The following is an 18913-nucleotide window of genomic DNA, read 5'->3' as shown; positions in this document are numbered from 1 at the left end:
TTCACCACGCTGATTTTCAAAAGATATTTCAGGATTTCAACGGCGGATACAGACTTGACTTCACGCCTGGGCAACCGTCGAACGACCTTAAACCGACATTATCCGATGAACTCGGACACTTCGGCAGTCTGGCTAAAATTTCACGGCAGGGGCTTGAGCCCAAGCTCGACAAGAAAGGCATTGTGGCGCTTCTTCGACTCTTCGAGCCTCGATTCGATCGCCGTCAAATCGGCATGCACGGCCTCAAGAACGATCTCCTTGTCGGCTTCTGCGGTGCTGACATAACGCGAAATATTGAGGTTGTAGTCCTTGTCGGCGATCTCTTTCATCGACACGCACCGGGAATAGCGATCCTGCTTGTTCCGGTTCTGGTACGTGTTGACGATCCGCTGAATGTGTTCGTCTGTCAGTTGATTCTGGCGCTTGCCCTTAGCGAAGTGACCGGCTGCGTTGATGAACAGCACGTCATCCGGTTTCTTGCATTTCTTCAGCACCAGAATGCATACCGGAATGCCGGTGGAGTAGAACAGGTTAGCCGGCAGGCCGATCACCGTGTCGATATGGCCGTCGTCCAGTAGCTTGCGGCGGATGTCGGCCTCCTTGCCACCGCGAAACAACACGCCGTGCGGTAGGATGATCGCCATCACGCCATCGTCTTTCAGGTACTGCAGACCGTGCAGAAGGAAGGCGAAATCGGCTGCGCTCTTGGGCGCCACGCCGTGGTTCTTGAAGCGCGCGTCTTGCGCCATCGCTTCGCCCGGCTCCCAGCGATAGCTGAAAGGCGGATTCGCGACCACGGCGTCGAAACGGGGCTTTTTTGCCGGATTGGTTTCGCGCAGCCAGTCCCAGTCGTTCTTCAGCGTGTCGCCGTGATAGATCTCGAACTCGGTGTCCTTTACCCCGTGCAACAGCATGTTCATGCGCGCAAGGTTGTAGGTGGTGACGTTGTATTCCTGCCCGTAGATCTTACCGATGCTGCCGCCACTGTTCGTCATACGATTACGGATATTGAGCAGTAGCGAGCCTGAGCCGCAAGCGAAATCGAACACGCTATCCAACTTGCCGCGCGGGCCGGTTTTCGGCTCCTGGCTGTCGAGGGTGACGATGGCGGACAGGATGTTGGAGATCTCTTGCGGCGTATAGAACTCGCCAGCCTTCTTGCCGGAGCCGGCCGCGAACTGGCCGATCAGGTACTCGTAAGCATCGCCCAGCGAATCCGTCTTGGCAGACAGCGCCATGCCGCGCGCAATTTCGCTGATGATCGAACACAGCTTGGCGTTGCGGTCGTCGTACTTTCTGCCAAGCTTGTCCGAAGCAAGGTTGATCTCCGAGAATAAGCCCTGAAACTCGCTCTCGAACGAATCTTCCTCAATGTGTTTGAAGCCTTGCTGTAAGGTGTCGAGCAGATCGTGGTTTTGTTTCTTCGCCAGATTGACGATATTGCCCCACAAGTACTTAGGTTTGATGACGTAATGCGCCTTGCGCCGCATCTGTTGCTCGAATGCGGCTACATCGCCCGGATTGGACGCGTACCACACCGACAGCGGAGTCTTGTCGCTATTACCGATGGTCTTCGCGTCGGGATAGTCCGAGCCAAGCTCCTTCTTTGCCGCAGCCTCGTAGTTATCCGACAGGTAGCGCAAAAACAAGAAGGACAACATGTAGTCGCGGAAGTCGTCGGCATTCATGCTTCCGCGCAACTGGTCGGCAATCGCCCACAGAGTTTTACCAAGTTCTTTTTGGTCGTCTTTGGTCATGGTTTCAAGCGTCGTTTAATCTTATTTTCGATGGCGGCAAGTTCGGTAGTGTCAGCAGCATCGGCGGCCAGCGCCTCCTGCTGCTTGCGCTGCTCGTCGAAGGCGAAATAGCGCGCGTTGGCTTCCGTCTCCATCCGTGCGTGACTGACAGAACCGGCATTGGCCAGCAAGGGGAAGTCATTGGAACTAATGATCTGGCTGACGTTTTCCCTCCAGAAGCGCATGGGGATCTCCTGGCGATTCTTGGCGCGCAGCTCTGCAGTCTCCAGGAAGATGGTCACCAGACGGTTGAGGGTGTCGATCTCATCCTCACTCAGGTAGTTCTTGGCGATCAGAATGTCCTGCTTGCGCACGCGCCCACCGCTCCATGCGCGCAGGCCGAAATGTGGATCGTCGGGGTTGGCGCGGGCCATGATGAGTTCGGCGGCGGTCTGCCCAGTCACTGCATAGAGCAATTGGTTTTGCACGGTGGCGAAGAAGACCTGCGTTGCGCGGTCGGTCTTGTCGTAGTCAACGCTCAGAGCAAACAGTTCGCGTACTTTTTGATAGAAGCGCTTTTCCGAGGCACGGATGTCGCGGATGCGGGACAGCATCTCGTCGAAGTGATCGGGACGGCCATCCGGGTTCTTCAGGCGCTCATCGTCCATGACGAAGCCCTTGAGCAGATATTCCTTGAGCGCGGTGCTGGCCCAACGGCGGAACTGTACCCCGCGCTTTGATCGCACGCGGTAACCGACCGCCAGAATGGCGTCGAGGTTGTAGAGCGTGACCGGCCGGCGCACCTCGCGCGCACCCTCCCGCTGAACCACCGAGGATTCCTCGGTAGTTCGTTCAGGCTCCAACTCATTGTCTGAAAAGATGTTTTTCAGGTGCAGACTGATGGTGTCGGTAGTGACGTCGAACAGCTCCGCCATCTGCGCCTGCGTCAGCCAAACGGTCTGGCCTTCGGCGCGCAACTGGATGCGGCTCTTGCCATCTTCGCTGGTGTAGAGGATTAGCGCGCTCATGCCTCAGCCTCATGCAACACGAAGTTGTATTTCGTAAGAAGTCCATCCATCACTTCATTGAAAATTTCTAAATTGTCAGAAACAACGATATCCGACTCGAAGTAGTAAACTTTCTTGTGCAATAGAGCATTGACGATATCAGCGACCCTATTAGGTTCATTGATTCCGATCTGATCTAGCACGTATCCGAATTGCCCAACACCAAGAAACGACGCTACGTTTTCCAGAACCTGACGGAGTAAAGCGAAGTGGTAGGCACGAACATCATTGGTACTGCGGGCGCCAGACAGCACTTGAAGCATGCGAAGGTGGTACAGGAACACGTCTTTCCGACAATTTTCTAACTTGAGCTGACCTGACTTCGAGCTTAGAATATTAATATTGTAAAGAGGCTTTCCATTCTTCTTGAATTTATCTTTCCGCTCCCCCTTTGTGAGCCAGTCGCTCAGGATCGAAAAAAGGCCAAGGTGGTGAGTAGTGACAAATATTTTTCGCTTATTGAAATGGCTTTCGATGAGATCAAAAAGCGTAGCCGCCGTAATAAATATATTATGGTCATCCAGGCTTGAAACAGGATCGTCGATGAAAAAATGGCTTGCCTGTTGGTCAGCCCACCCTTCGACTTCAAACAAGGCAAGAAAGAAACACCACACAAATATACGTTCTTCACCGCGAGAAATCTTAATAGGCAGTTGAGTCACATCCGGATTCTGGCTCGGGATGAAGAATATGATTGACTCAACCCCCTTTTCCGGATCATCTTCGTGCAAATTTATAGTAAAGCCGAACTTCGGTTTATACGCCCTAAGTTTTACTCGAATATTATCTTCCGTCAGCAACGCATGAAATCGGCTTAAACTACTGGGCAGCACCCTCAGCCGAATGCCCCCCCCTTCGTTCTGTTCATCGTTATCCCAGACGAAAAGGTCTTCGCTGTACGCGTTGTAATAAACTCCGGAATGCCCCCCATCCTCCTGTTTCGTCGCGTTCTTGTAGGCGACGGAAAGCTGGGTCTTGCCTGTGGCATTGAAGGCATAGACAAGAATGATTCGCGCATCGCTATCGCGCAAAGTGCCGGCAATTTCATTCAGCGTCACAAGCCGACCTCACTCAGAGGGAACAGCTGCTGCATTAGGCCCTTCTTGTGGGTCCTGAGGGCGGCGAGCTGGTCGAATTCGGCGGCGATCTTGGCATCCAGGGAAGAAAGGAAGTCGGCGATACGTTGCTGCTCATCAAATTTTGGATAGCACACGGGAATCTGCTCCATCAATGACTTTTTCACGGCTGGGACCACACCGCCCGCGTACTCGATGAGTGGAATCTGACACCACATGTAGTAGACAAAGCGATCATGTGCCAAGCCTGTGATCGCCTTGACCCCAGCCACGTTGTTGTCAACAAGGCAAGGTCGCGACGTGATCGCACGCTTGTTCGAACGAATCGCCTCACCGATCTTCGCGAACACTGTTGATCCAATTGGCATCAACTTGGCACGAAGTTCCTCAAGAACATCAGCATCAATGTGGTTATTAGCCTTGTCTAGAAGGATGCCCCCGGCATCCACGCATGCCGAGATGTCGCTAACCTTGTAGAACGGAAAATTACCCTCTCGGCCTCCCTGCAGCCTCTCGGGGAAACCGTAACCTTGCAACACGTCAATAATGTCGCTTGCCTTGCCGAGAGTCCACCCTGAGGCATTACTAAACTCGGGAAAACGTAAGCGGGGGCTGGCTTCGCCTTCGCGGGGGAAGAGTTCCTGCATCAAGCCGCGCTTGTGAACCTTCAGCGCCTCCACTTTCAGCACCTGCACGGAAATCAAGTCGTCCAGCGACGTTAGGAAGTCAGCAATTTTTTTCTGCTCTTCAACTTCTGGGGCGAACACTTCTCCAGCGAGCACTGCAGCATTACTTACCTTCATGTCATTTTTTGCACCCTTCCTGACAATAGGCTGCAAGTAACTATTGAGGTTGTAGTCACCAGAGAAATAGTGATCCAAAAACGCGGGATTCCCAAAAACTGTCGTGCGATAGACAGCATAGAGTGTGGATACGACGCCTGGCTTCCCTTTGTTTTCTTTGATGATGCCAAACGGATTTCTCTTAAGCGGGCTTTTTGTATAAACGATGTCACCCGTTTCTACGACGTGGTAGTTTGCAAGAGAGACACCCGCGTATGATCGGCCAAGAAGCTCGATCTGATTGACACACCCATGCTCACCCGAGACGGACAGCACCTCTTGTGGGCCAAAACTCAGGTTTTTGTTCCGCTTCTTCTGTTCGACGAGGAAGCAGCTCAACTTCTTGAGCTCCCAGGCCTCGGAATGCCTAAACTCCGGAAACCGCAACTTCGGCACTGCCGTCTTCACCCCTTGCTTTCCCATGCTCATTTCTCGTACGCCTTCAGACCAGCGATTTCACGCCCACCGGCACGTTTGTGCAGCAGCGGCAGCAGATCGCGCATCAATGCCAGTTCTGCCTGGGTGCGCGCCTTCCAGCCAAGGTCCAGCGGGGCCAGCAGTTCGGTGAGGCGTTCGCCGTCGAAGATGCGACGGGCAAGAACCGCATCGACGAATGCCTGCAGGTCGGCAACCGGCAAGCCGTGCCTGCCGGAGAGCGCGGTCATTTCCTGGGCGGCTTTTTCTGCCTTGAACGCCTCATAGCCGGCGCGGATGGCCTCCTCGCTCAGTCCCTCGCCAGCTTTGAGCCCGCGCACGTACGCGCTGATGTCCTCACGCTCGTCGACAAACTTGGCATCACTGGCAATCAGGCCGATCAACTGCTCGCGGCTCATGCTGGCTTTGCCCGGCGCCTTACCCGAATAATCGGCGATCAACTTCATGATGTAGTCGTAATCGATGGTGCTGGAAGCGAACAGCACGAACTCAAAATCGAGCTGCTCGACGTCGTTGCGTGTAGCGTCATCCAGCCCGCCGGCCTTCTTCTGGTCGGCGCGCAGTTCCTCGGCTTTTTGCAGGTATTGACCGCGAAAGCTACGCAGTTCGTCCTTGGGCAGGATGGCCTCGACCTGCGCCTGTTGCTCGGCGGTCAGATCGGTGTACTGGTCGAGCTGGGTCTGCAGCTTCTGAACGTCCTTGAAGTGCTTGACGAAGGCGACCTTGGCTGCCGTGCCCTTGAGGTTGGCGATGTCTTCGGGTTTGCCGCCCAGCCCTTGCGATGCAAGGAAGCTGTCGAGGCTGGCGCGCGCCTTTTGGAGTTTGTCGATGACTACCGGGGCGGTGTCCACCAGCCAGATTTCACGCGCCTTTTCTGCCTTGGCGCCAGAGAACAGTGCGATGGCGGCATCCACGGCCGATTGCTGGCTACGGAAGTCAAGGATGTTGCCGTAGGGCTTGGTGTCGTTGAGTACGCGATTGGTGCGGCTGAACGCCTGAATCAGGCCGTGGTACTTGAGGTTCTTGTCCACGTACAGGGTGTTCAGATATTTGCTGTCGAAGCCTGTGAGCAGCATGTCCACCACGATTACGATGTCCAACTTTTCGCGGCCTTTCATCGGCAGGTCGGCGTTGGGGAATTGCTGGTCCTTGATGCGCTGCTGCACGTCCTGGTAGTACGCGTCGAATTCCTCGATGCGGTGGTTGGTGCCAAAGCGCACGTTATAGTCGGCGACGATGGCTTTCAATGCGGCCTTCTTGGCATCTGGGTCTGTCCTGTTGTCTGCCTGCTCCTGTGGCAGGTCTTCCTGCAACTGGCGCACGTCGGCGCTGATATCACCGGGAGGCGAGAACACGGCAGCGATGTTGAGCGGCACGTAGCCGGAGTCAGCCTGCTGCTTTTCCAACTGCGCGGCTTTGAACAACCCGACATACTCGATGGCGTCGTTGATCGACGCAGTAGCGAAGAGGGCGTTGAAGCGTCGCCCGCCGGTGGCGGCGTCGTGCTTGCTGAGGATGGCATCGACCACGGCGCGTTTGGCCAGCGTTTCGCCTGGCTTTGGCGCATTCTTGCCATCAGGCTTGTAGTAGTCCACATGGAAACGCAGGACGTTCCTGTCCTCAATGGCGTGGGTGATGGTGTATTCGTGCAGGGACTGTTGGAACAGGTCTTCGGTGGTCTTCAGCGTCTGTTCGTCGCCTTCGATGCGCCTGTAGCTGGCGTTGTCCTCGAAGATCGGCGTACCGGTGAAGCCGAATAGCTGGGCCTTGGGAAAGAACTCCTTGATGGCCTGGTGGTTCTCGCCGAACTGAGAACGGTGGCATTCATCGAAAATGAACACCATGCGCTGGTCGCGCAAGGGCTCCAGGTGCTGACGGTAGTCGGCACGGGCCGGATCCAATGCACGGCCCAGCTTCTGGATGGTGGTGACGATGACCTTGTCTGCGGCATCGTCGGAGACAAGGCGGCGCACCATTGATTCGGTATTGGTATTTTCCTCGACGCAGCCCTCCTGGAAGCGATTGAACTCCTCGCGGGTCTGGCGATCCAAGTCCTTGCGGTCCACCACGAACAGGCATTTCTCGATGGCGGGGTTGGCCTTGAGCAGCGTCGATGCCTTGAAGCTGGTGAGCGTCTTGCCACTACCGGTGGTGTGCCAGATGTAGCCGTTGCCGAGGTTCTTGTCGATGCACTCGACAATGTTCTTCACCGCGTAGATCTGGTAAGGCCGCATCATCAAGAGCTTCTGCTCACTGGCCACCAACACCATGTAGCGACTGATTATCTGCCCCAGCGTGCACTTGGGCAGGAAGGCGTCGGCAAAGGCATCCAAGCCGCTGATCTTGCTATTGTCCGGCGCCGCGTACTGGTAGATGGGCAGAAAACGCTCATCCGCATTGAAAGCGAAATGGCGCGCGTTGTTGTTGGCAAAATAGTAGGTCGCGTCACGATTGCTCACGATGAACAGCTGGATGAAACACAGCAGTGTGCGTGTGTAACCGTTGCCGACATCGTGTTTGTACTCGACGATCTGCTCGATGGCCCTCCGCGGGTTGATACCTAGCGTTTTCAGCTCGATTTGCACCGCCGGCACGCCATTGATGAGCAAGATGACGTCATAACGATGGTGGCTGTCGTCGGTATTGATGCGGAGCTGGCTGGCAACCTCGAAGGTGTTCTTGCACCAGTCGTTGATGTTGACCAAGGTGTAGTTGAGCGGCGTGCCGTCGTCGCGCGTAAAAGCGTTGCGGTGGCGCAAGGTGTGCGCGGCTTTGAATACATCGGCGGTAACGACCTCTTCGAGCAAGCGCTGAAATTCGGCGTTGGTCAAGGCGACCCGGTTCAGCTCTTCGAAATGCTTGCGGAAATTGGCTTCGAGCGCAGCACGGCTGCGAATGTCAGCTCGCAGGGTGTACTTGAGCCCCCCGAGCTTTTCGACAAGCTCCTGCTCGATGGTGCTTTCCCTGACGCGCATATGAAACCTCAATCGCAGATGGTTGCCGCGCCATCAAAACGCTCGGCAGGTGACGGACCATTTTACCGGATGCAGTACCCGACAGACTGCCGCAGATGCCAACGAGCCGAGCAATCGCTATGGCTCAAATTTCGCCGGTGACTCGCCAACGTTGTGCCGAAAAGGCTGCGCAATCTTGATAACGCGATTGCGGCGCGATCGACAACGCGGAGGCGTACAGCGAATCCTTCAGCACATGGTTACGTTGCAATCCGTCCAAGACAACGCGCGCAAGCTCCTTGATGAACTTGCACGCAAGATCAGGCTGCAGTTCGGTCTTGCTGACCCTGAGGTCGATCATGAACCAGTCCGGATCGACGGTGAGGAACGCCTGACCTTTCATCAGCAAATGCGGTCGCGATGGCAAGTTATTGATCTGCGCTGCGACCACAGTCGGCAACATCAGGGCAGCGGAGAGCACCCAACCAGCGATTCTGTTAATCGCTGTCATCCTTGATATCTAGTCATGACTGCACCGCAGGATGCTGCAAAAGGGCCGCAACATACGCGCACAGACGATCAACTGCGGCAGGCGTGGTGGCCCACGAGGTCACGAAGCGAATCACCAGGCGGCCGTCGCTGCGCGTTTCCCAGCGTTCGAAGTCGTAGCGCTGCGCGATCTGCTCGGCCTGCTGCGCGCTCACGGCAATGAATTGCTGGTTGGTCGGCGAGTTGCTGGTGAATTCGGCGCCGGCGGCCAGCAAGCCGGCACGCAGCCGCTGCGCCATTGCATTGGCATGCGCGGCTAACTCAAAGAACAGCCCCTCTTCGAAAAGCGCAGCGAACTGCGCACCCAGCACCATGCCCTTGGCCAGCAGCGCGCCGCGTTGCTTGATCAGGTAGCGGAAATCGGCCTGCAACGCCGGCGTCACGATGATCAGCGCTTCGCCGAGCAAGGCGCCATTCTTGGTGCCGCCGATGTAGAACGCATCGGTGAGCGCGGCAATCGTCGGTAGATCCAGATCGTTGCCATGGGCAGTCAATGCCGCGCCCAGGCGCGCGCCATCCAGATACAGCAGCAAGTCGTGCGCGCGGCAGAACTGCGCGAGCGCCTCAAGTTCGGCACGCGTGTAGATGGTGCCGCTCTCGGTGCTGTTGGAAAGATAAACCAGGCGCGGCTGCACCATGTGCTCGTTGCTGTGCACCGCAAGCAGTGGCGCGATCAATGCAGGCGTCAGCTTGTCGTGCAGCGCGGGGACGGTGAGCACCTTGTGCCCGGTGGCCTCGATCGCGCCGGTTTCGTGCGTGGCGATGTGGCCCGCTTCCACCGCAATCACCGCCTGATGCGGGCGCAAAAACGCGCTGATCGCAATCAGGTTGGTCTGCGTGCCACCGACCAGCAGATGCACGGCGGCCTGCGGTTGCGCGATGGCATTGCGGATCAATGCCGCAGCACGTTCGCTATGCCGATCGGTGCCGTAGCCGCCATTTTGCTCGTCACTGGCCTGCGCCAATGCCTGCAAGACGCGCGGATGTGCGCCCTCGCTGTAATCGTTGCGAAAGCTGATGCGTGCAGCGCTGCCCTGCCCGTCCATCACAACCCCTTGGCGGCCTGGGCAACCGCGCGGAACAGGGCGCGGCCCTTGTTCATGGTTTCCTGCCATTCCAGATCGGGATCGGAGTCGTAGACCACGCCGCCGCCGGCCTGCACATACAGGTAGCCGTCCTGGATCACGGCGGTGCGGATCGCAATCGCGGTATCGGCGTCGCCATGCCAGCCGATGTAGCCCACCGCGCCGGAATACACGTTGCGCTTGACCGGCTCCAGCTCGCGGATGATTTCCAGCGCGCGGATCTTTGGTGCGCCACTGACAGTGCCGGCGGGAAATGTCGCGCGCAGCACATCGCTGTAATTCAGGCCGGCTTTGAGCGTGCCGGTGACTTCGCTGACGATGTGCATGACGTGGCTATAGCGCTCGATCACGAACTGCTCGCCCACCTTGACGGTGCCCGGCTCGGCCACGCGGCCGACATCGTTGCGGCCCAGATCGATCAACATCACATGCTCGGCGCGCTCTTTCGGGTCGGCCAGCAATTCTTCTTCCAGCGCCTTGTCCAGCTCCGGTGTTGCGCCGCGCGGGCGGGTGCCGGCGATGGGACGCACGGTGACCACGCCATCGCGCAGGCGCGCGAGGATTTCCGGCGAGGAGCCGACTACCTGGGTGCCGCCGACATCCAGAAAATACATGTACGGCGAAGGGTTCAACGCACGCAGCGCGCGATACACATCCACCGGACGCGCACGGAATGGCACCCGCAACCGTTGCGACGGCACCACCTGGAAGATGTCGCCGGCGCGCACGTATTCCTGCGCCTTGCGCACCACCGCGTGGTACTCCTCGCGGGTGAACGAAGAATGGAAATCCGATTCGTCGATGGCATCGGAAATTTGCGCCTGCGGATACCCGGCGCCTCCCTGACGCAGGCGATGCGCCAGTTCGTCCAGGCGGCGGTTGGCGCGCACATAGGCCTGCGGCTGGCGCGGGTCGGCATGCACGATCAGGTACAGGCGGCCCTTGAGATTGTCGAACACCGCCAGCTCTTCGGAGAGCATCAGCAGGATGTCCGGCGTGCCCAGTTCGTCGGGCTTCTCGCCGCTACCCAGGCGCGGTTCGATGTACTGGATGCATTCGAAGCCGAACCAACCGACCAGCCCGCCGGTAAACCCGGGCAGGCCATCGAGCTGGGGCACCGAGTGCTCGGCGCGCAAGGCGTCGACTTCGGCCAGCGGATCGGCGACTTCGCGGGTCTCCAGCACTTCGCCGTGTTCGCTGACTTCCAGCGTGTGGCCGCGAAAGCTGTACACGCGTCGCGCCGGCAGGCCGATGATGGAATAGCGCCCGAAGCGCTCACCGCCTTCGACCGATTCGAACAGGTAGGTGTAGGCGCCGTCGGCGAGTTTCAGATAGACCGACAGCGGCGTGTCCAGGTCGGACAGCACTTCACGGACAACGGGGATACGGGTGTGGCCTTCAGCGGCCTGGCGCTGGAACTGCTCTGCAGTGATCAAGACGACTTTCCTTCCGGGACTCTGTGGCGGGGCGGACGACGGCAACGGGCCACCATCGCCACCAGCGGCGAGCGGAAGAGAAGGAGCGTGGGGTCGTCAGGCGGGACACGTGGGTACTGTAGCGCAACTGCCGGTTTAGGGCAGCAGGTGCCAAGGCGAAAACTGCGGGAATTGCGAGGGTGGGTTGTGCCAGGTTGGGCGGTGTTGGTTATGGCGTCTCAGGCTGACCGACATCGGCTCCGGATAGCGCGTCCTTGTTGTGGAGCGCGTTTTTTGCACACGGTGAGACATTGCCGTGCGCCGGTGCAGAGCGAGCTACCTGGTAGCGGCATGTGTGTCGACACAGGCACCCTCACCCCAACCCCTCTCCCAAAGGGAGAGGGGCTTACAGCGGTGCGTTGGCGGTTGCTTCGCTTGAGCCGCAGTTGCTTCGCTTGAATCCCGATTCCCGATTCCCGATTCTCCATTCCCCATTCCCCGCTTCAAGCGCTCCGCAACGGGCAATCGATCGGCAAATGCATGCGCAGGCGGGCCGCCACGCATTCGACGCGGAAATGCCGCGAGGTCTCCGGTTCGCCATCCAGATTCAAGGTGAGCGGTTGCACGGAAGCGATCTCCAGCCAGGGCAGCCGGGTGCGCACCGCGACCCGTTCGAGCGCGGCCTGCTTGCCGCCGGTGACCAGGGTGCCCAGCGTGGCGGCGACCTCGCCATTGAGCGCGGGCACGATGGTGACATCGAGCAGGCCGTCGTCGATCAGTGCCTCCGGGCACAGCGCCTGGCCACCGCCGGCCTGGCGCCCGTTGCCCAGGCCCAGTGCGATGAATTCGCCTTCCCAGCTGAAATCCGGGCCGGTGAAATGGGCACTGATCGGGTCGATCCGCCCCAGCCGCGACATGCCGGTGATCAGGTAGGCCAGCCCGCCGAGCATCTTCTTCAGGCCCGCATCGGTTTCCACGGTGACCTGAGTGCCGAAGCCGCCGCTGGCCACATTGGCGCACCAGTGCGGGCCGTGGTCGGCGTCGATACGCAGCAGGTCGATGGGCTCGGCCGCACGTTCGGCAATCAGGCCCAGGGCGCCGAGCGGTTCGAGCGGGATCATGGCGGCAGTTGCGAAATCGTTGGCGGTGCCCAGCGGCACCAGGCCCAACGATGGCAGCGTGGCGGCGTCGTCCTGGTGGTGGGCCAGTGCGGCGGCCACTTCGCTCAGCGTGCCATCGCCGCCGGCGGCGACCACGGTCTGCACGCCATCGGCGATGGCTTCGGCCACGTAGCGCTCGGCGTCGCCCTCTTCCCAGGTCACGCGCACATCGAGCTGGATGCCGCGCTTGCGCAGCACGCCCACCGCCTCGCGCAGATCCTCGTTGTCGGTGGACTTGCCGTTGAGGATCAGTCGCCAGTGGGACGGGGCCATGCGCGCTGCCGATGGAGGAGGGTGTGGTGCGCGCAGGCTAGCAGCGGCGGAATGCGTGGATCGTGAATACGCAGTGCCCGCACCTGTCATCGGCATGTCATCGATGACCCGGAGGATAGAAGGCCATAGCAGGGACGACGGGCGGAGGCAGGATCAGCCTCCAAATTTTCTTGAAGGCCGCTCCATTGGGGCGGCCTTTTTTATGCGTGTTTCGCAGGGGTGGCGAGGTGACGCGCGGTTGCTTGGCCACAAACTGCATGGTTGAAGCAGGATGCCCTGGGGCAGGCCTGCACTTCGCGCCCCCAAGCGGGCGTCAACTGCCAGGCAAGCCTAGAGCCTGGCTGACGCGCGGCTCACCCCTCGCCGCGCGCCTCAGGTACCTGCAGCAAACGCAGCCAGACGCTCGCCATCGAGCCGGTATACGGTCCAGCCCTCCATGGGGCGGGCACCCACGGCCTGGTAGAACTCGATCGCCGGCTGGTTCCAGTCCAGCACCGACCACTCGAAGCGTCCGCAGCCCTTGTCCACCGCCAGTTGCGCCAGGTGCCGCAGCAGCGCCAGGCCGGCGCCCTGCCCGCGCGCTTGCGGCCGCACGAACAGGTCTTCCAGATACAGGCCGTTGCGGCCCAGCCAGGTGGAGTAATTGAAGAAATACACCGCGAACCCAAGCACCTGGCCGCCCTGCTCGCAGAGCAACGCGTGCGCGGTGGCACCGTCGCCGAACAGGCTGGCGCGCAGATCCTCCGGCGTGGCCTTCACCGCGTCGGGCTCGCGCTCGTACACCGCCAGCGCGGTGACCAGTTCGTGCAGCAGCGCCGCATCGGCGGGCGTGGCGGGGCGGATCTGCAGCGGCGCCTGACTCATCGCGCCGCATCCACCGCCGCGCGCATCTGCGCAATGATCTGCGAGTAATCGGGCGCATTGAAGATGGCCGAGCCGGCCACGAAGGTATCCGCACCGGCGGCAGCGATCGCGCCGATGTTGTCGGCCTTGACGCCGCCATCGATCTCCAGGCGGATCGGCTTGCCCAGCGCATCGATCTTGCTGCGGATGGCGCGCAGCTTGTCCAGCGCCGAGGGAATGAACGCCTGCCCGCCAAAGCCGGGATTGACCGACATCACCAGCACCAGATCCAGCTCGGGCAGCACCCAGTCCAGAATGTCCACCGGCGTGGCCGGATTGAGCACCAGGCCGGCCTGGCAGCCGTGCGACCTGATCAGCTGGATCGTGCGGTGCACGTGGCGGCTGGCTTCGGGATGGAAGCTGATGGTGGTGGCGCCGGCATCGGCGAAGTCCGGCACGAGGCGGTCCACCGGTTCGACCATCAGGTGCACGTCGATCGGTGCAGTGATGCCGTGCTTGCGCAGCGCCTGGCAGACCATCGGGCCGATGGTCAGGTTGGGCACGTAGTGGTTGTCCATCACGTCGAAGTGCACCCAGTCGGCACCGGCCTTCAGGACGTTGTCCACTTCCTCGCCCAGGCGGGCGAAATCGGCAGACAGGATGGACGGGGCGATCGCCGTCGGTTGCATGGGCAGCTCGGGAAAATGCAGGAGCCCCATTGTCGCAACCGTGGCGCGGCGAGGAAAGCCGAGCGCGGCGGCAGCTGCTCTGCAAGCGGGCGTGCGGTGGAGCTTCGGGCCGGCTTGGCGTTGGCTGCCGGCGATGGGCGCCTGGCGCAGCCAACACCGGCGGTATTGCACTCGATCGGCCAGAGCCGCTGCCTGGCAGGTCTTCCAAATCCGCAACCGCTTCCCAAAAAGCGATTGTCAGTGCATCCGCAGCGGACGCCAGCGCGTAGGGTGAAGGACCGGCGCGCCGCGCCAGATGAAGGAAACCGCATGAAAACCACCCCGCTCGCTTCCGCTGCCCTCGTTCTATTTGCCCTGGCCCCCTCGGCCTGGGCGCAATCCGGCCCCGCTGACTGGTCCGGCTTCTCGCTGGGGGCCAATGTGGGCGGCGCCGACCCGGCCGGCGTGTCCGGCGGCCGTTTCGGCTTCGATACCAACCTGGACGGCCGCGACGGCGACCAGGTCAGCACCGCCACCGGGGCGGATGCGTTTTCGCCGGGCTTCTGCGGTGGCGCTGCGGCCGGGCGCACACCGGCGAGCGGGTGCAGCAAGGACAAGGGCGGCGCCGAGTACGGCGTGCGCGCCGGCTACGACTGGCAGGTGGGCGACTGGGTCTACGGCGTGGTGGCCGAATACACCCGTAACGACCTGCGCGACAGCGTCAGCGCCTTCAGCACCACACCGGCGCTGTACACCTTTACCCGCCAGCTCAATCGCACCGCCGCGCTGCGCGGGCGCGTGGGCTATGCGTTCGGCGCACAGGGCGACTACCTGGCGTATGTCACCGCCGGCGTGGCACGCGGCGAGTTCGACCACAGCTTTGCCAGCAGCAACACCGCCAACAGCTTCACCGGCAGCGGTGGCGACAGTGCCAACGGTTACCAGGCCGGCATCGGGCTGCAGCGTCGCTTGAGCGACCATGTCTCGGTGGGCGTGGAATATCTGTTCACCCGCCTGCAGGACGAAGACACCCGCGTGCGTGTCGGCCCGGGCACCGCCCCGGCGACCAACCCGTTCCTGCGCGTGAACCCGGCCGGCACCGACCTGCGCCGTACGGACACGGATTTTTCGTCCAATGCGATCCGCCTGACCGCCAGCTACCGCTTCTGATCCGGCGAAAGGGCCTGGCCTGAGGGCTCGGCCCTGGGTGACATATTCGCCTCATATGCGCCCGGGAATCTCTAGGTTCCTGGGCGTTTATGCAAGACCTCGCCGACTGTTGCGGGGTCGGTTCTGGAACGCGCCTTCGCCAAGCGATGCGCGCATCGGGTTTTCGTTTGATTCGGCGCATTCAAGGCCTAGTCGCGGTCTCTTTCAGGGACTGTTCCAAGGCCTGTTCCTCCATTCCTGCAGTTCTGGCCCGAGAGAGCCAGGCCTATGGGCGAGGCTGTGCCCGCAATGCGCGGCGTCAGATGCTGAGGATGGCTCAGCAACGCACACCCGATGTTGGGCAAATGGGATCAGGCAGCCCCGCATTGATCTGATGATCCTGCTACGGTCCGTTGCCCCGCTCTCCGTCAGAGCTCAGCGCTTGCGCTGCCGCTGGATGCGGTCGTAGGCGGCGTTGATCTGGCTGGCCTTCTTTTCGGCCTGCCGGCGGTCTTCCGGGCTGGCGTTGGCCACCTTGTCGGGGTGGTAGCGCGACATCAGGCGGCGATAGGCCAGGTCGATCTCGGCTTTGGTGGCGTCTGCTTCCAGGCCCAGTGCCTCGTACGGGTTCTCTTCGCGGCGCTTGAACCAGCCCGCATCCACCGCATGCCCGATCGCCAGGCCGATCATCACCCCGATCAGCGGCGCCCCGCGGAACAGCAAGGCGCCGGCAAGTGCGCCGAGCAATTTTCCGTACCAGGACATGGGGGCGATCGGCAGCCAAAGAGGCGGGCCGGCGATTTTACCCGAAGCCCTGTGTGGCTTGGCTGTCGATCGGCGTGCGAGGCGCTCATGGGCGAAGTACCGGGTAGGTTTGCGACGCGCCGCATGCCAGCGGCAGCGTGCCTGACACCCGGGTGCGGCCGTCGGCCCTGCCGGTTGGGCATAGCGGCCATGGCCGCCAGCTGGCAGTGCAACGCCTGCCAGCCACTGCGTGCAGCGGGGCGCCGCGAAGCACCGTACACTACGCGGCCCGCTGCCTACCCGCGGGCCCGCCGGGTCCTGGGGACAGCGTCATTGCGACGTCCTTAGGAGTGCCTGTGTCGACCACGCTGTTGCAATCCGATCTCCCCGGCCTGCCGTTGCGCCACCGTGGCAAGGTCCGCGATGTCTTCGACATTCCCCGCGACCGCCTGCCCGCCGATGCGCCCCCCGGCGACTATCTGTTGATGGTGGCCACCGACCGCCTGTCTGCGTTCGACGTGGTGCTGCCCGACCCGATTCCCGGCAAGGGCGAAATGCTCTGCCAGGTGTCCAACTTCTGGTTCCACAAGACCGAACACCTGATGCCCAACCATCTGGTGGACATCCGCGTCGAGCAGGTGCTGCCTGAGGGCGTGGATCCGGCGCTGTACGCCAAGCGCGCGGTGGTCACGCGCAAGCTCAAGCCGGTGCCGGTGGAAGCGATCGCACGCGGCTATCTGATCGGCAGCGGCTGGAAGGACTATCAGCGCACCGGCAAGATCAGCGGCATCGAATTGCCCGATGGCCTGCGCCAGGCCGAGAAACTACCCGAGCCGATCTTTACCCCTTCGACCAAGGCTGCGGTCGGCGACCATGACGAGAACATCGACTTCGATGCGATGGTCAAGACCGTCGGCGCCGAGCTGGCCGAGCGCGTGCGCGATGCCACCTTGCGCATCTATCGTTTCGCCGCCGATTTTGCCGCCGAACGCGGCATTTTGCTGGCCGACACCAAGTTCGAATTCGGCACCGACGCCGATGGCCGCCTGTACATCATGGACGAGATGCTGACCCCGGATTCGTCGCGCTATTGGCCCGCCGACCAGTACGAGCTGGGCACCAGCCCGCCGAGCTACGACAAGCAGTTCGTGCGCGATTATCTGGAGACGCTGGACTGGGGCAAGACCGCACCGGGCCCGCGCCTGCCGGCGGATGTAATCGAACGCACGCGTGCGAAATATGCCGAGGCGTTGCAGAGGCTGGCGGGTATTTCGGTCGATTGATTCAAGGCCCCACTCCCGAGGCTTTGAGGCTGTACTAAAGCAGCAATGGCGGGCAGCGCTCTTTCTTGAGCGCTGAAGGACGCACCTGACGAGATCTGTTAGCCAAGGAAGTCGCGATGGCACTCTCACATTTTTCATTCCGCAGATTGCCGGCGTTACGCAACGCACTGCTGCCCGGGCTGCTTGCAGTGAGCGCGTGCAGCGCCGGCGAATCAGCCCCCGCTGCCACGCCGCCAGTCACATCGACGGCATCGGCATCGGCGCCTGCAGCAACGCGCGCACCGGCTTCTTCTGGCGCTTCCCTCAATGACCGGCTTGCGACGTTGCTACAGGCAAGCGGCGTGCAGTGTGCCGATGCGAACATGGCAAAAGGCTGCACGGCCGGAAATGTCGATGCCGGCGATTTCTACGACGTGGAGCTCTCGCCTGCGTGTGACGATGCGGGCTTGTTTGCCGGCGTGGCGCAGGCAAGCGGGGTGGATGTACTTGATGCGGTGCCGACCACTGGCAGTAGCGTGGTCGCCAGAGCCAGGCTGGCGCAGGGCCAGCTCGTCTGCATTCAAGCGATCGGCCGCGCCGGACAGAATCCACTGTATTACTACGTCATTGCGATTCCTGCAGACAGTGTTGCCGGATGCAAAAACAACCCGGCATGCCGAACATATGGTGACAGGCCGATCCAACGTTCGAAGAGCGCCACTGGCGGGAGCTGCCATGCCGCTGCCCCAGGCCAGTATGTCGGCGACTGCGCACAGGGATGGGTGGGTGCGGATGCACTCGATGTATTTTCAAACGGGATATAGTCAGCCGCGCCATACCGGATAAATTTCCGGCCAAAACCATGATCAAAGCATGATGATCTTTGCACAGGCTCGATCGAGATAACCTGGCTTTGCTGACAGCAATCAACGGCCGCGGACTCACCCGAGCCCCGGGGCCACCGTCAGGCTGCTTGTTCTGTGAGGACATTGGCCTGCCGCATGCCGGCCAGTTTGTGCAACCCACGCTCCGCAAGCCTTCACACATCGGCAAGCAGCGCGCGTATAACATCCCGCCCGCGCTCCAGCTTGCCCGCTATGATCAGGAGGATCCATTGGCCCTTTTCCGAACGTCCCTGCACGCTCTCGCACTGAGCCTGGCACTGGTTGCCTGCAAGCCGCAGGCTGAGCCAGCCGGCGCTGCGACACCTGCTGCGAATGCAGCACCTGCAGCGTCGGCATCCGCCACCGTTCCGGCAACGCCCGCGCAGGCGACAACCTGTCCCAGCGCCGACTTCTCTGCGTTTCTGAAAAGCTTCAGTGCAGACATTGCGGTACAGGAAAAAGCCACGGCCGATCCGCTGACGATGATCCAACTCGACCCGGACGCACAGCCCGAGCCCACCCCGGTCACCCGCACGGTTCCGCTTGCCAAGGTCGAATGGCCTGTCATCCCGAACCTGGAGGCAGCCCGCAACGGCGGCCGCGAGGTCACGATTTCCGAAGAAGCCGATGGCCGCCAGGTACTGGTCCGCACACCGGACACCGGCGATCAGCAGGTCTACCACTTCGCGCAGCGCCCCTGCTGGATGCTGGTCAAGGTGGACGACCAGTCTTTGTAAACGTCGGTGGGCGCTGGAAGCAGGTTCTGCCGGC

Annotated in this window: 15 protein-coding genes and 1 pseudogene; 4 read left to right on the top strand and 12 right to left on the bottom strand. The window is 61.0% G+C overall.

The features are described from left to right. Positions 1-140: 140 nt before the first annotated feature. The 11 genes and pseudogenes from XCC_RS02420 to rpe all read right to left on the bottom strand — a co-directional run bounded on the left by XCC_RS02420 (position 141) and on the right by rpe (position 14154). The gene (locus tag XCC_RS02420) at positions 141-1757 is read right to left on the bottom strand and encodes a type I restriction-modification system subunit M (RefSeq protein WP_011035719.1); all 1617 of its coding nucleotides are present in this window, start codon (positions 1755-1757) and stop codon (positions 141-143) included. Then, complete coding sequence (locus tag XCC_RS02415) at positions 1754-2764, bottom strand: virulence RhuM family protein (protein ID WP_011035718.1); 1011 nt, start codon at positions 2762-2764, stop codon at positions 1754-1756. The genes XCC_RS02420 and XCC_RS02415 overlap by 4 nt, the downstream gene beginning before the upstream one ends. Further along, a complete protein-coding gene (locus XCC_RS02410; protein WP_011035717.1) occupies positions 2761-3861 on the bottom strand; it encodes an AAA family ATPase in 1101 nt (366 codons plus the stop codon). The genes XCC_RS02415 and XCC_RS02410 overlap by 4 nt, the downstream gene beginning before the upstream one ends. Beyond that, the gene (locus XCC_RS02405; protein ID WP_011035716.1) at positions 3858-5150 is read right to left on the bottom strand and encodes a restriction endonuclease subunit S; all 1293 of its coding nucleotides are present in this window, start codon (positions 5148-5150) and stop codon (positions 3858-3860) included. Before XCC_RS02405 ends, XCC_RS02410 begins: the two co-directional genes overlap by 4 nt. Beyond that, complete coding sequence (locus XCC_RS02400) at positions 5147-8131, bottom strand: type I restriction endonuclease subunit R (RefSeq protein ID WP_011035715.1); 2985 nt, start codon at positions 8129-8131, stop codon at positions 5147-5149. The genes XCC_RS02405 and XCC_RS02400 overlap by 4 nt, the downstream gene beginning before the upstream one ends. A 175-nt stretch (positions 8132-8306) precedes the next feature. Beyond that, positions 8307-8621 (bottom strand): annotated as a pseudogene (locus XCC_RS02395) (hypothetical protein); the annotation flags it as partial. A gap of 13 nt (positions 8622-8634) precedes the next feature. Then, the gene (locus XCC_RS02390) at positions 8635-9705 is read right to left on the bottom strand and encodes a threonine aldolase family protein (protein ID WP_011035713.1); all 1071 of its coding nucleotides are present in this window, start codon (positions 9703-9705) and stop codon (positions 8635-8637) included. Further along, positions 9705-11180: an anthranilate synthase component I gene (gene trpE, locus XCC_RS02385; RefSeq protein WP_011035712.1), complete on the bottom strand. Its 1476-nt coding sequence runs from the start codon at positions 11178-11180 to the stop codon at positions 9705-9707. Before trpE ends, XCC_RS02390 begins: the two co-directional genes overlap by 1 nt. Before the next feature lie 482 nt (positions 11181-11662). Continuing rightward, on the bottom strand, positions 11663-12592 hold the full coding sequence (yegS, locus tag XCC_RS02380) for a lipid kinase YegS (RefSeq protein WP_011035711.1): 930 nt from the start codon (positions 12590-12592) through the stop codon (positions 11663-11665). A 372-nt stretch (positions 12593-12964) separates the two neighbouring features. Beyond that, complete coding sequence (locus tag XCC_RS02375; protein WP_011035710.1) at positions 12965-13456, bottom strand: GNAT family N-acetyltransferase; 492 nt, start codon at positions 13454-13456, stop codon at positions 12965-12967. After that, positions 13453-14154: a ribulose-phosphate 3-epimerase gene (rpe, locus tag XCC_RS02370; RefSeq protein ID WP_019237199.1), complete on the bottom strand. Its 702-nt coding sequence runs from the start codon at positions 14152-14154 to the stop codon at positions 13453-13455. Before rpe ends, XCC_RS02375 begins: the two co-directional genes overlap by 4 nt. 279 nt (positions 14155-14433) lie before the next feature. Here rpe and XCC_RS02365 point away from each other — a divergent pair, with 279 nt between their 5' ends. Beyond that, complete coding sequence (locus XCC_RS02365) at positions 14434-15273, top strand: outer membrane protein (RefSeq protein ID WP_011035708.1); 840 nt, start codon at positions 14434-14436, stop codon at positions 15271-15273. Positions 15274-15687: 414 nt separating this feature from the next. Here the strand turns inward: XCC_RS02365 and XCC_RS02360 are convergent, their stop codons facing one another. Continuing rightward, entirely contained in the window at positions 15688-16017 is a 330-nt protein-coding gene (locus XCC_RS02360; protein WP_011035707.1) for a J domain-containing protein, read from the bottom strand. A gap of 335 nt (positions 16018-16352) precedes the next feature. Here XCC_RS02360 and XCC_RS02355 point away from each other — a divergent pair, with 335 nt between their 5' ends. The 3 genes from XCC_RS02355 to XCC_RS02345 all read left to right on the top strand — a co-directional run bounded on the left by XCC_RS02355 (position 16353) and on the right by XCC_RS02345 (position 18879). Next, positions 16353-17279, top strand: coding sequence for a phosphoribosylaminoimidazolesuccinocarboxamide synthase (locus XCC_RS02355; protein WP_016945172.1), 927 nt, complete (start codon positions 16353-16355; stop codon positions 17277-17279). A 116-nt stretch (positions 17280-17395) separates the two neighbouring features. Continuing rightward, positions 17396-18082, top strand: coding sequence for a hypothetical protein (locus tag XCC_RS22325; RefSeq protein WP_012437186.1), 687 nt, complete (start codon positions 17396-17398; stop codon positions 18080-18082). A gap of 290 nt (positions 18083-18372) precedes the next feature. Next, the gene (locus tag XCC_RS02345) at positions 18373-18879 is read left to right on the top strand and encodes a hypothetical protein (protein ID WP_011035704.1); all 507 of its coding nucleotides are present in this window, start codon (positions 18373-18375) and stop codon (positions 18877-18879) included. Positions 18880-18913 lie beyond the last annotated feature (34 nt).

Origin of the sequence: Xanthomonas campestris pv. campestris str. ATCC 33913 (genome assembly GCF_000007145.1) — a bacterium.
Lineage (GTDB): Bacteria > Pseudomonadota > Gammaproteobacteria > Xanthomonadales > Xanthomonadaceae > Xanthomonas > Xanthomonas campestris.
Note: the sequence above shows the minus strand (reverse complement) of the source record. Positions and strands in the feature narration are given on the sequence as shown.